At 36.0% G+C, this 11,987-nt stretch carries 13 protein-coding genes; all 13 read left to right on the forward strand.

Annotated elements, in window-relative coordinates; genetic code table 11:
• The first annotated feature begins 112 nt into the window (after nt 1-112).
• Nucleotides 113-496 (forward strand): DUF2237 family protein, encoded by a 384-nt coding sequence (locus MKL51_RS08900; protein ID WP_002121396.1) that lies wholly within the window; start codon nt 113-115, stop codon nt 494-496.
• Nucleotides 496-1,089, forward strand: coding sequence for a Maf family protein (locus MKL51_RS08905; protein WP_017482282.1), 594 nt, complete (start codon nt 496-498; stop codon nt 1,087-1,089). The genes MKL51_RS08900 and MKL51_RS08905 overlap by 1 nt, the downstream gene beginning before the upstream one ends.
• Nucleotides 1,090-1,119: 30 nt before the next feature.
• A complete protein-coding gene (locus tag MKL51_RS08910; protein ID WP_017482283.1) occupies nt 1,120-2,283 on the forward strand; it encodes a ribosomal protein uL16 3-hydroxylase in 1,164 nt (387 codons plus the stop codon).
• A 353-nt stretch (nt 2,284-2,636) separates the two neighbouring features.
• Nucleotides 2,637-3,200, forward strand: coding sequence for a TetR/AcrR family transcriptional regulator (locus tag MKL51_RS08915; RefSeq protein ID WP_017482284.1), 564 nt, complete (start codon nt 2,637-2,639; stop codon nt 3,198-3,200).
• 468 nt (nt 3,201-3,668) lie between these two features.
• Nucleotides 3,669-3,980 carry an ArsR/SmtB family transcription factor gene (locus tag MKL51_RS08920; protein ID WP_002121379.1) on the forward strand — a complete coding sequence of 104 codons (312 nt, stop codon included), beginning with the start codon at nt 3,669-3,671 and terminating at the stop codon, nt 3,978-3,980.
• A gap of 408 nt (nt 3,981-4,388) precedes the next feature.
• A complete protein-coding gene (gene sstT, locus MKL51_RS08925; RefSeq protein ID WP_014206582.1) occupies nt 4,389-5,591 on the forward strand; it encodes a serine/threonine transporter SstT in 1,203 nt (400 codons plus the stop codon).
• 5 nt (nt 5,592-5,596) lie between these two features.
• Entirely contained in the window at nt 5,597-6,277 is a 681-nt protein-coding gene (locus tag MKL51_RS08930) for a YoaK family protein (protein WP_002121399.1), read from the forward strand.
• Between the two features lie 3 nt (nt 6,278-6,280).
• Nucleotides 6,281-6,817 (forward strand): DUF2058 domain-containing protein, encoded by a 537-nt coding sequence (locus MKL51_RS08935; protein ID WP_002121466.1) that lies wholly within the window; start codon nt 6,281-6,283, stop codon nt 6,815-6,817.
• Between the two features lie 361 nt (nt 6,818-7,178).
• A complete protein-coding gene (locus MKL51_RS08940) occupies nt 7,179-9,026 on the forward strand; it encodes an ABC transporter ATP-binding protein (protein ID WP_014206581.1) in 1,848 nt (615 codons plus the stop codon).
• Nucleotides 9,026-9,466 (forward strand): MaoC family dehydratase, encoded by a 441-nt coding sequence (locus tag MKL51_RS08945; protein ID WP_017482285.1) that lies wholly within the window; start codon nt 9,026-9,028, stop codon nt 9,464-9,466. The genes MKL51_RS08940 and MKL51_RS08945 overlap by 1 nt, the downstream gene beginning before the upstream one ends.
• Before the next feature lie 108 nt (nt 9,467-9,574).
• The gene (locus tag MKL51_RS08950; RefSeq protein WP_002121430.1) at nt 9,575-10,600 is read left to right on the forward strand and encodes an AraC family transcriptional regulator; all 1,026 of its coding nucleotides are present in this window, start codon (nt 9,575-9,577) and stop codon (nt 10,598-10,600) included.
• A gap of 37 nt (nt 10,601-10,637) precedes the next feature.
• Entirely contained in the window at nt 10,638-11,012 is a 375-nt protein-coding gene (gene gcvH, locus MKL51_RS08955) for a glycine cleavage system protein GcvH (RefSeq protein ID WP_017482286.1), read from the forward strand.
• A 109-nt stretch (nt 11,013-11,121) separates the two neighbouring features.
• Complete coding sequence (locus MKL51_RS08960) at nt 11,122-11,829, forward strand: SIR2 family NAD-dependent protein deacylase (protein WP_080612998.1); 708 nt, start codon at nt 11,122-11,124, stop codon at nt 11,827-11,829.
• Nucleotides 11,830-11,987 lie beyond the last annotated feature (158 nt).

Here is an 11,987-nt window from a genome sequence, read left to right on the forward strand (position 1 = left end):
ACGCGCCAATTTTAAATGATTACATCAAAAAAGGTTAGTTTTTTTGCATAAAAGCTGTAGAAAGCCCCAGTTTTGATTATGATAGAGGTAGTTATTTGATATTTCACCCATTATGTCTATTCATCCAGATCCACAAATCAATCGCTTAAATGTTTTAGGGGAACCTTTAGCAAGTTGTTGCTTTGACCCTATTACAGGCTATTTTAGAAATGGTTTCTGCCACACAGCAGTAACAGACCTTGGTCAGCACACCGTATGTGCACAAATGACCTCTGATTTCTTAAATTTCTCTCAGAAAATTGGTAATGATCTTATTACTCCTTTGCCAGAAGTAGGTTTCCCTGGTCTGAAACCGGGTGATTTCTGGTGTATCTGCGTAACTCGCTGGGTAGAGGCTTATCAAGCTGGTGAAGCTCCTCCTATTAAAATACATGCATGTCATCAAGCTGTATTAAGCTATGTACCTTTAGATGTATTAATGGAATTTGCAGTGTAATGGTTCAGCCACAAATTATTTTGGCATCGAGTAGTCAAACTCGCAAAGACTTAATGGACCGTCTTGGAATTAATTATATTTGTATTAGTCCCGATATTGATGAAAGTCCTCGCGATGAAACCCATGCCGATGAACTTGCAAAAAGACTCGCTTTCACAAAAGCTCAGGTGATTGCTGAACAGAATCCATCAGCCATCGTTATTGGTTCAGATCAAGTTGCTTGGCGAGAGCATACCCCGCATGACTTTATTGGCAAACCGATGACTAGTGAAAATGCCAAAGCACAACTAGCCGAAAATTCTGGTCGAATTCTTTTTTTTAGTACAGCTCTTAGCGTGCAATGGCTCGATAGAGACTTTGAGCAAACGCTTGTTGAACATTATCAAGTTAAATTTCGAAACCTGAATCAAGCTGAAATTGAACGATACGTTCTATTAGATCAGCCACTATATTGCGCAGGTAGCTTTAAGTGTGAAAGTTTAGGAATTAGCTTGTTTGAAAAAATGATAGGCCAAGACCAGACCACACTTATGGGTCTTCCTATGATTCAACTTTGCCATATTTTAAGGCAACTTGATCTACAAATTCCTTAATTCTAGATATTTTATAAATAGGTTATTTCCATGACAGAACCTTTAACAGTTTTAGGCGGTATTACTGCCGAGCAATTTTTAGCAGAGTATTGGCAGAAAAAACCTTTACTGGTACGTAACGGATTACCAGAAATTATAGGTCTTTTACAACCTCAGGATGTACAAGAACTTGCCTTGGAAGAACATGCAAGTGCCAGACTGATTCGCCAAAAAGATAAAAATCCAAATGAATGGCACGTAAAGTCTTCACCTTTAACCAAAGGTGATTTTCAAAAGCTACCAAAATTATGGTCAATTTTAGTACAGGCAGTAGATCACTACTCTTTTGATCTTTCTGAACTTTGGAAAAAATTTCCTTTTATTCCTCAATGGCGCCGCGACGATATTATGGTGTCTTATGCACCTAAGGGTGGTTCAGTTGGGAAACATTTCGATTTTTATGATGTGTTTTTAGTTCAGGGTCATGGTCATCGTCGCTGGCAGCTAGGTCAAATGTGCGATGCAAATACTACATTTGTACCCAATCAACCATTAAAACTTTTGCCAGAAATAGATGTGCAATTTGATGAAGTTTTAGCACCAGGTGATTTACTCTATATTCCACCTGGAATGGCACATTATGGGGTTGCCGAAGATGACTGCTTAACTTTCTCATTTGGCTTTCGCATGCCAAACATTGCAGGAATGATGGAACGCATTAGCGATCAATTTTCAGCTAATATTTTACTTCAAAATCCTGTTGTAGATATCGCACGCAAACAAATGAGTCAAATTGGTGAAATTAGCTCAACTGAACTAAGTTATCTAAAAGAATTAGTTTTAGCTCAGTTGCAAGACTCTACAGCACTTGATGCATCAATCATGTCATACATGAGTGAACCTAAATATCCAGATAATATTCCAGAACCTGATGAGATCGAAGCCTATGATCTTCAAGAGATCTTACATGAAGGTTATGAAGTTCTATTAGAACCTGCCTCTCGCCTACTTTATACAGAAAATAACGGAATTCTGAGCTTCTGGGGAAATGGCGAAGCGCTATGTATAGCTGAAACTTTCGCACCAAAATTAAAAGCTATTGCTGATGGAGAAAGCTTAGCTTTCGATAGCGAATTTAATGAGCTTGAAATCCTTGAGAATGTTGCTTACTTACTCAATGAATCTATTTTGATGCTTTTACCTCCTTCAGAGTAAGAAACTTTAATAAAAATGGACTTTTCAAAGCAACGGAAAGTCCACTTTTAAATTGGCCGACAAACTCAAAAATAGATTTGTTTTTTGTTTATTAATTTTCCTTTTTAAATTTTAAAGCGACTTATCGCAAAAATATTGAAGTTAAAAGATTTTGAAAAAGGAAGTATAATTATTTAAATATATAGCCTAAAACTCTTTACCATTTCCTTAAAAGTAAAACTTCAGCGTTTAAAAAAATAATATCTTTTTTCTATCAATAACAAACAATACCTTGTAAAATTAAATTATCTAGATTCTCATTGATAAAGATCACCGTTCAAGCTAATAGCAATTCATTTGTGAGAGGCTAAAATATGTCGAAAAAAGATGACATTATTAACACCGCATTAAGACTTTTTAACTCGTATAGCTATAATTCTATAGGTGTAGATCGCATCATTAATGAATCTGGCGTTGCAAAAATGACTTTCTATAAGCATTTTCCATCAAAAGAAAAATTAATTGAAGAGTGTCTACTTCTTCGAAATACGCTTCTACAAAACTCTCTTACTTCTGCCTTATCAAGACATGATGAGTTAGATCCTCTTGCGAGAATTAAAGCAGTATTTTTATGGTATTCCGACTGGTTTAATAGTGAAGATTTTAATGGCTGCATGTTTCAAAAAGCCTTGGAAGAGGTTTTAAAACAATATCCTTCAACACATCAACCTGCCACTTTGTATAAAGCTTGGTTGACCCAACTCATGCAAAATCTTCTTAACCAGTACGATGTAAAAGAGCCAGGTCCCCTATCTTTATTACTCGTTAATATTTTGGAAGGTATGACCATACAGGCTCAAGTCGAACATGGTTCAATAAATATTAATGATTACTGGACTCGAGTAGAAAAATTAATCGATTTCGAAAGAGCAGCATAAAAATAAAGCGTGATATTCTTCTTCTTATATTTAATGATTCTTCTTATGTATCACGCTGCGTCTGAAAGTCATTTTGGTTCACAATTAGACGTTTTTTTCGACCTTACTGAACCAAAATATACAGACCTGTCTGTACAAAACAGATTATATATTTAAAAAATAAAAACTCAATCCTTTTTTATGATTTGTCTCAAGATAAATTAGATTTAACTATTTATTGAAAGCAAATTGAAATTGTTTTAGGTTGACTTCGTTTCACTTATACTTAACAATTACACTTATAACACAAAGCAACATTTTAGACACAAAAGAAATACAAATAGTTGTTTTTAATTAGAAAGACTACTTATTTATCAATTCCTCTTATATTGCTTTTCAACAAAAACAATTGGATTGATTAGTTTTGCTACATTCATTTTCATAAGATCAATCTATACTATGCCCGCTATATTGATATAGGTATAAAGTATGAAAGATGGACTCCAAATCGAAGAAATGAAAAATGCGGCTGATTCAGTCGTTGGAATTCTTAAATCTTTGGCTAATACAGATCGTTTATTAATTTTATGTCACTTAGCTTATGAGGAGTTAAATGTTTCTCAAATTGAAGAGAAGACCCAAATTACCCAGCCCACTCTTTCACAACAACTTATGATGCTACGCAAAAGTGATGTTGTATCAACCCGTCGTGATGGCAAGCAAATTTTTTATTCAATTAAGGATGACAATATGCATTCAATTTTAAATACGCTTCATCAGCTGTACTGTGCAAGTAAATAATATTTTTTAAATTATAAATTTATAATAATAGTAGTAACTTCCTGAAATATGCGATTTTTCAGCTTGAAAGCTTAGAGTCCAATCCAAGCACAAAGTTTTGAAAATTCGCGTAGCTTTTCTAAAAAGCTCAACCATATTTAACTTTTTGCCCTTATATTTTCTTTAGCCTATTCCATGCTTTCACAGCTTTTTGATATACCTAGTTTTTTAATGAGCAATTAACAAGCAAAACCACCAACTATAAAATTAAAAATATTAAATTAAGACCAATAAAAACAATTATTTAATATTACCACTAAGTATAAATACTTATAGGTGCTATAAAAAAGCTTAAGATTCACATCACTTAAGTATAAAATACTCCGCTTGTTCAACCTTTAGCCATGATTAGGTTAATAAGGCCTTTATATGCTTGCATTCTTTTCTCGATTAAGCTTAGTCACTAAGATTATTATCGCCATTATTCTAGGGATAGGCGTTGCATTACTATTTCCGAACGTTACGCCTTACTTAAGTTTATTTGGTGAGCTTTTCATTAAAGCCTTAAAGTCGGTTGCCCCTATTTTAGTTTTTGTATTGGTACTTTCTTCTATTGCCAACTTCCAAGTGGGTCATAGCGCCAATTTACGCCCTATTATGATTCTATATGTGGCAGGTATGTTGCTTGCAGCTTTCACAGCTGTGATTGTAAGCCTTTCTTTTCCAAGCACATTATTCCTCAATACAGTTTCGCATAATGACTTACAAGCGCCTGGTAGTCTCGCAGATATATTAAAAAACTTGCTCTTAAGCTTTATTGCGAACCCTGTTCAAGCAATTAGTGAAGCTAACTTTATTGGTATTTTAGCTTGGGCAATTGGCCTAGGTTTAGCTATGCGTCATAGCTCAGACACCACAAAACAAGTGATGCAGGATGTTTCACATGCTGTAAGTGCTATTATTCATAAAGTAATTGCTTTTGCACCAGTCGGTATTTTCGGATTAGTTGCAGTGACTTTTGCCGATGCCGGCCTTGCAACACTTGAAAGCTATGCACAATTATTAGTGGTATTGTTAGGTACCATGTTCTTTGTTGCTTTAGTTATCAACCCTATTCTTGTTGCCCTTACTATACGTGGAAATCCATACCCTCTCGTATTTAAGTGTCTAAAAGAAAGTGGTATTACAGCTTTCTTTACTCGAAGCTCAGCAGCCAACATTCCAGTTAACTTAGATTTGGCAGAGCGTTTAGGTGTTAACCCATCTACAGCTAGTGTGTCTATTCCTTTAGGTGCAACAGTAAATATGGCAGGTGCGGCAGTAACCATTACTGTGCTTACATTAGCAACTGTCCATACGCTTGGCATTCATGTTGACTTTGCGACAATGGTTATTTTATCAGTTGTTGCTACAATTTCAGCTTGTGGTGCTTCGGGTGTTGCAGGTGGTTCTTTACTTTTGATTCCGGTAGCTTGTAGTCTATTTGGTATTTCAACAGAAATTGCTATGCAAGTTGTAGCGGTTGGTATGATTATCAGTGTATTGCAAGACTCTACAGAAACAGCCCTTAACTCATCTACAGATGTATTATTTACCGCAGCTGTAGATATTCGCTCTAAGCAAGCGTCTTAAGCAAAATGCCATTTCAACGCCTACCAAACTGGTTCCAACTTGGAGCCTTTTTGCTGGCATTTAATGCCGGAATGATTAATGTCTTAGGGTTAATTACTCTTTTGCATCAATCTATTTCACATATGACTGGCAACGTTAGTATGCTGGCTATGAGTTTGGTAGAGTGGCAACCAGAACATATCATTTTTTTACTTCTGGTGATTATTTGTTATGTTTGCGGTTCATTTTATAGTGGTTTTATTTTAGGTAGCAGTCATTTTCGACTAGGTCGTCGTTATGGCTTACCTTTGAGCCTTGTTGCCTTATTCATTTTCCTTTGCTGGCTATTGCTTCCTTATTTTCCACGCTATGGATTATTATGGGCTTGTACGGCAATGGGGTTACAAAATGCGATGGTAAGCCACTACAAAGGAACAATTATTCGCACTACCCATCTATCTGGTGTGCTGACTGATATTGGTTTAGCACTTGGATATAAAGCCAGAGGCTTAATTGTAGAAAATCGACGTATTGTTTTACATTTACTTATTCTTGCTGGCTTCCTGCTGGGTGGAATTCTTGCCGCCTCAGTACATCCATATTTGAAACTACAATCATTTTTATTGCCAGCAATTTTAAGCTTAGCCTTAAGTATTTCTTACTGGATAGTTTATCTCTATAGTACTTCAACTTCACAAAAGGACTAAGACATGGTTAAAAATGCCTTACAAGCACAGCTATTAAAAGCTGGTTTAGTTGATAATAAAAAAGCAAAAAAATTAACAAAGCAAGCTCATCACGAACAACGTCTTGGACTAAGTAATGAGGCTGAAATCAAAGCAAATATTGAAAAAGCTCAACAAGAAAAGTTAGCTAAAGATCAGGCTTTAAATTTAGAAAAACAGAAACAGCTTGAAGAAAAAGCACTTAAAGCATCAATCATTCAGATGATTAAGCAACACAAGATTACTGATTTTGCTGGGGATGTGGCTTATCAATTTATTGATGAGAATAAAATCAAAAAAGTTTATCTATCTCAGCAAGTTTATAATGCACTTGTTGCAGGTAGCCTAGTTATTGCTAAGGATCAAGATCAATACGCCTATCTTCCGAAAGCTTTAGGTGAAAAAATTGATCAAAAAATGCAAGGCTTCATTTTGATTAATAATGCTGAGAAAAACGAACAAGCCACTGATGAGGAAGATCCATATGCAGCATATGTTATTCCAGATGACCTAATGTGGTAATACGATACTTAGGCCTTTATGACCCAAATCTAAAGGCCTTTTCTAATATGTGTAGCTGTAATAATTTAACAGATGTTCAAAATACTAATAAAAAATACTTAAAGAATAAATTCCTTCACCCTTTATCTATTAATCTCGATATAATGAATAATATTTTTAGTCCTCGCGACGTTCTTGAAGGTTTCTTCAAGTCTCCTTTTTTGCGTCATATATTAATTTAAGACGTACAACATTATCAGTTCATGTGTATTTGCATATATTCACAAGATCAAAACCCTAAGTGATATTGATCTAACTGACTTTTTGCAAATTAAATTGCAAAGATTTAATTAAGTGGCTTTTGTGTCAAAGGTAGTAATTCATGCTGAAGTGGTTTGAAAAACTTGTAGATCCCTACCCAACTAAAGGTTTAGATGAACCTTTACCGACTCGTTTTTTTCCATTTGTTTGGCAAGCTACGGAAGGCCTACGCCCTTACTTATTCTTACTTATTCTTTTTACAGCAGGCGCTGCAAGCTTTGAAGCCTTACTTTTTTCAAAGATTGGACAACTCGTAGACTGGTTAAGTAAAAGTCATCCGGAAAGCTTTTTAAGTCAGCATGCTACTGATTTACTCATTTTGATTGCGGTCTTATTTACCAACATCTTTTTTGTAAATATTCAATCTATTATCAAACATCAAATTTTATATAGTACCTTCCCAATGCGTTTGCGCTGGCGTTTCCATAATCTTTTATTGAAACAAAGCTTGGACTTTTTCCATAATGACTTTGCAGGACGACTTTCTGCCAAGGTTATGCAAACAGCATTAGCAATCCGTGAGTTCTGGATTATTTTGGGTGACATGTTGGCATACGTCAGTATTTACTTCATTACAGTCAGCATTGTACTTGGCGCAATTTCACCAATTTTACTTATTCCACTTTTAGTTTGGTTAAGTCTTTTTTTATTAAGCGCATGGTTCTTCATCCCCCGCTTAAGTAAAGTTTCTCAGCAACAAGCCGATGCTAGAGCGATCATGACGGGCCGTGTAACAGATGCATACACCAACATCCAAACGGTGAAACTATTTGCCCATGCTGGTCGTGAAAGCCAATACGCAAAAGCATCTATGAAAGAGTTTATGACTACAGTCTATGCTCAAATGCGTTTAGGTACCCTATTTGAAGTCAGCATCAATATGTTGTCTGCTGTTTTGTTTGTAGGTGTTATTGGTACCTCTGTTTGGCTATGGACCCAAGGTTTAGCAGCATTAGGTGTAATCGCAGCAACTACTGCAATGATTTTAAAACTTAATAGTATGGCTGAATTTATGATGTGGCATATGTCAGCCTTATTTGAAAATGTTGGAACCATTCAAGATGGTATGCAAACATTAGGTAAAAAAATCAATATTCAAGACAAACCAGATGCGAAACCACTTGCAGTGACCAAAGGTGAGATTGTATTTAAAGATGTAAGCTTTGCTTATAACAATAAAAATGTGATTGATCACTTCAACTTGCATATTAGAGCAGGCGAAAAAATAGGAATCGTGGGCCGTTCTGGCGCAGGAAAGTCGACGCTGATCCAGTTGCTCTTACATTTTTACCATCTTAAGCAAGGTGCTATTTTAATTGATGGCCAAAACATCGAAGATGTAACTCAAGATAGTCTAAGAGCTAATATTGCTTTAGTTACTCAAGATACGTCTTTATTGCATCGCTCAGTTGCAGAAAATATTAAATATGGTCGCCCAGATGCCTCTGATGCAGACATGGAGAATGCTGTAAATAAAGCCAAAGCTGCTGAATTTATTCCGCAATTAGTTGATTTAAAAGGACGTAGTGGTTATAACGCTCAAGTAGGTGAACGTGGTGTTAAACTTTCTGGTGGTCAAAGACAGCGTATTGCTATTGCACGTGTTTTCTTAAAAGATGCTCCTATTCTTATTTTAGATGAAGCAACTAGTGCATTAGACTCGGAAGTTGAAGCAGCAATCCAGTCAAGTTTAAATGACCTGATGGTTGATAAAACCGTTATTGCAATTGCACACCGTTTATCTACTATTGCACAAATGGACCGTTTAATCGTTCTTGATGAAGGTCGAATTGCTGAGCAAGGAACTCATGAAGAGTTAATTGCGCAAAATGGTATATACGCACAGTTATGGAAACGTCAAACAGGTGGTTTCCTAATTGAACAAAAAGTATTACAGGGTCAAGATTAATGCTTTATTTAGAAGATTTGAAAATTGGTGATCGTTTCATTAGCCGTGAATATGAAATTACCTTAGATGAAATCAAAAAATTCGCAAACTCCTATGACCCTCAACCCTTCCATATAGATGAAGAACAAGCTAAGCACGATCCAATTTTTCAAGGAATTGCTGCTAGCGGTTGGCATACTTCTGCAATTACTATGCGGTTATGGACGGAATGTATGCCGATTCATGGCGGCCTGATTGGTTCAGAATCTAGCTTACGGTGGCCACGCCCCACTCGACCAGGTGATAAAATTCATGTTGAAGCAGAAATTTCAGCGATCACACCATCCAAAACAAAATTAGATCGTGGTATTGTAAGTTACGTTACGCAAGCCTTAAATCAAAATGGTGACGTATTACTCATTTCAACAACAAAAATTGTTGTCTTTAAAAAGAATGTTTAAAACATGGTTGATATGATTGTCTAACAGTTTTTATAAACTCAGATTATATTTCATGACAAGATGTGTAAGAAATGCATGTGACAAATTGATGAGAGCAATGGAACGCATATGAAAATTACCTCAGCTCGTCAAGATCAAGGTATTCCGGGTGTCTATGGCTTATTGCTATTAGATGTTGTTTCGCGTTGGGGATATAACGATGAAACATTATTTGCTCCATTTCATCTTACTAGTGAGCAACTAGCCGATCCTGATTATCGTATTTCTACACCTGTAGCAAATGAACTAGTTAAACACGCGCTTAATTTAACTGGTGAAACTACTTTGGGGTACCATCTTGGTACTCAAATGCGTATTTCGATTCATGGCTTCATTGGCTATGCGATTATGACAGCCAAAGATATTACAGAAGCAATTGCACTTGCAGCACGCTTTATTCAACTACGTCTACCTTTTTTACAACTCTATTTTTCAACGTTTGGGCCAAAAGCTACCCTACAATTACAGTGTGACATCGAACTTGAACCTCTAAGGACAGAAATCGTTTTAGGTTTGACCATTGGTATTATGAGTATGGCCAAAGCGATTACGGGTATCGAAGATTTAGCTGGTGATGTAGATTTGGACTTTCCTGAACCAGAAGGCTTTGAAAAGTATAGAAATAAACTAAGCAGCACAATTCGCTTTAACCAGCCACATTTGATTTCAAGTTTTGACAAAAAATACTTAGGAATTAAATTAGTTAATGCTGATCCTATCGCAAGTCAGGTTGCTATTAATCAGTGCGAAGCCGAACTTTCCGCTTTAGGTGAGCGCCGTCGCTTAGCAATGCGAGTTCGTGATATTTTAAGTAACTCTGAACAACATTATTTAAGCATTGAAAATGTAGCTGAATGTCTACACATGTCAGACCGTACACTAAAGCGCCAATTAGCAGCGGAAGGAACATCATTTTCAACTTTAGTTGATGAAGTACGCTATCGACATGCAACATCTTTACTTTCACGTACAGATTATAGTCTTGAACAAATTGCAGATGAACTTGGCTATTCAGACGTTGCAAATTTTAGCCGTGCTTTTAAACGCTGGAGTGGCCGTAGCCCAAGCAACTGGCGTAAAGACCCATACTTATAATGTTTAAAACTATTGGACACAAGCTTAAGGAGTTACCATGAATCATCCTTCGGAACTGAAGTATGCACGTACACATGAGTGGGTAAAGATTGAGGGTGATCTTGTTATTACAGGGATTACCGATCATGCACAAGATGAACTTGGCGATTTGGTTTACGTTGAAACTCCGGAAGTTGGGAGTAGAGTTACTGCTGGCGAACAAGCTGGTGTGGTTGAATCAGTAAAAACTGCTTCTGACATCCATGCTCCTGTTTCAGGCACTGTAGTAGAAGTAAATAGTGACCTTGAAGATGATCCTGATTTTGTAAATGACGATCCATATGGAAAAGGCTGGATTTATAAAATCAAACCAGACAACATGGCAGATGTTGAAAAACTTTTAACAAATGCAGAATATGAAGCTGGCTTATAAAAGATAGCTATAGCTTTTCATATTTAATAAAAACCAGTTTAGTCTTAAACTGGTTTTTTCTTTATCTATTATCTATTCAAAATCTATTCAAATTCAGTTTTACGAATCGGTGACTTCTATGACAAAGCTTGTTGTATTCTCTGGCGCTGGCATGAGTGCCGAAAGTGGAATTAGCACTTTTCGTGACAGCAATGGCTTATGGGAAAATTACGACATCCAACAAGTTGCCACACCTGAGGCATGGCAAAAGAACCCTGCTTTAGTTCAACGCTTTTATAATGAGCGACGTAAAAATATTTTAGAGGCTGAACCTAACGAAGCTCATCAATATATTGCCAAACTAAAAGACTACTTTGACGTACAAGTGATTACTCAAAATATTGATGATTTACATGAACGGGCTGGGAGTTCTAACGTTTTACATTTGCATGGAAACATTCGTTTAGCGAAAAGCTCTGGCCCGAATGCACAATTTACAACACAGTTTTACGATATTAATGGCTGGAAGCTAGATTTAGAACAAGACTTTTGCCCAGATGGCTATCCCCTGCGTCCACATGTAGTCTGGTTCGGTGAAGCTGTACCCGCTTATGAAGAAGCAATTCAATTAGTACAAAGTGCAGATATTTTTATTGTGATCGGCTCGACATTAAGCGTATATCCTGTTGCGGCTTTAGTTCATGAAACTTCAAATCAATGTAAAGCCTACTATATAGATCCAAATGCAGATCATCTGCGTGTTCCTCATCAATATGAATTATTAAAAATGTCAGCGTCTCAAGGAATGCATAGACTTTTTGAAAATTTAATCGGCTAATTGCTATTTTTAGACACTAAATAAGCTTAATTTGAATAAAAAAATTATTAATTGAACAAAAAAATGTCGATTTTTTTTAACTTTATTCTAAATTTCTATAAATTTTTTTGACCAATAGCCTATTTATAACTCAATATCGATTTATTTTTTTAGAAAAT

Origin of the sequence: Acinetobacter sp. AOR18_HL (genome assembly GCF_027855145.1) — a bacterium.
GTDB lineage: Bacteria > Pseudomonadota > Gammaproteobacteria > Pseudomonadales > Moraxellaceae > Acinetobacter > Acinetobacter pittii.

Excerpts from the sequence above, each read along its gene's own strand:
- MKL51_RS08900 (WP_002121396.1), top strand. The coding sequence starts at position 113 with ATGTCTATTCATCCAGATCCACAAATCAATCGCTTAAATGTTTTAGGG.
- MKL51_RS08905 (WP_017482282.1), top strand. The coding sequence starts at position 496 with ATGGTTCAGCCACAAATTATTTTGGCATCGAGTAGTCAAACTCGCAAA.
- MKL51_RS08910 (WP_017482283.1), top strand. The coding sequence starts at position 1,120 with ATGACAGAACCTTTAACAGTTTTAGGCGGTATTACTGCCGAGCAATTT.
- MKL51_RS08915 (WP_017482284.1), top strand. The coding sequence starts at position 2,637 with ATGTCGAAAAAAGATGACATTATTAACACCGCATTAAGACTTTTTAAC.
- MKL51_RS08920 (WP_002121379.1), top strand. The coding sequence starts at position 3,669 with ATGAAAGATGGACTCCAAATCGAAGAAATGAAAAATGCGGCTGATTCA.
- sstT (WP_014206582.1), top strand. The coding sequence starts at position 4,389 with ATGCTTGCATTCTTTTCTCGATTAAGCTTAGTCACTAAGATTATTATC.
- MKL51_RS08930 (WP_002121399.1), top strand. The coding sequence starts at position 5,597 with ATGCCATTTCAACGCCTACCAAACTGGTTCCAACTTGGAGCCTTTTTG.
- MKL51_RS08935 (WP_002121466.1), top strand. The coding sequence starts at position 6,281 with ATGGTTAAAAATGCCTTACAAGCACAGCTATTAAAAGCTGGTTTAGTT.
- MKL51_RS08940 (WP_014206581.1), top strand. The coding sequence starts at position 7,179 with ATGCTGAAGTGGTTTGAAAAACTTGTAGATCCCTACCCAACTAAAGGT.
- MKL51_RS08945 (WP_017482285.1), top strand. The coding sequence starts at position 9,026 with ATGCTTTATTTAGAAGATTTGAAAATTGGTGATCGTTTCATTAGCCGT.
- MKL51_RS08950 (WP_002121430.1), top strand. The coding sequence starts at position 9,575 with ATGAAAATTACCTCAGCTCGTCAAGATCAAGGTATTCCGGGTGTCTAT.
- gcvH (WP_017482286.1), top strand. The coding sequence starts at position 10,638 with ATGAATCATCCTTCGGAACTGAAGTATGCACGTACACATGAGTGGGTA.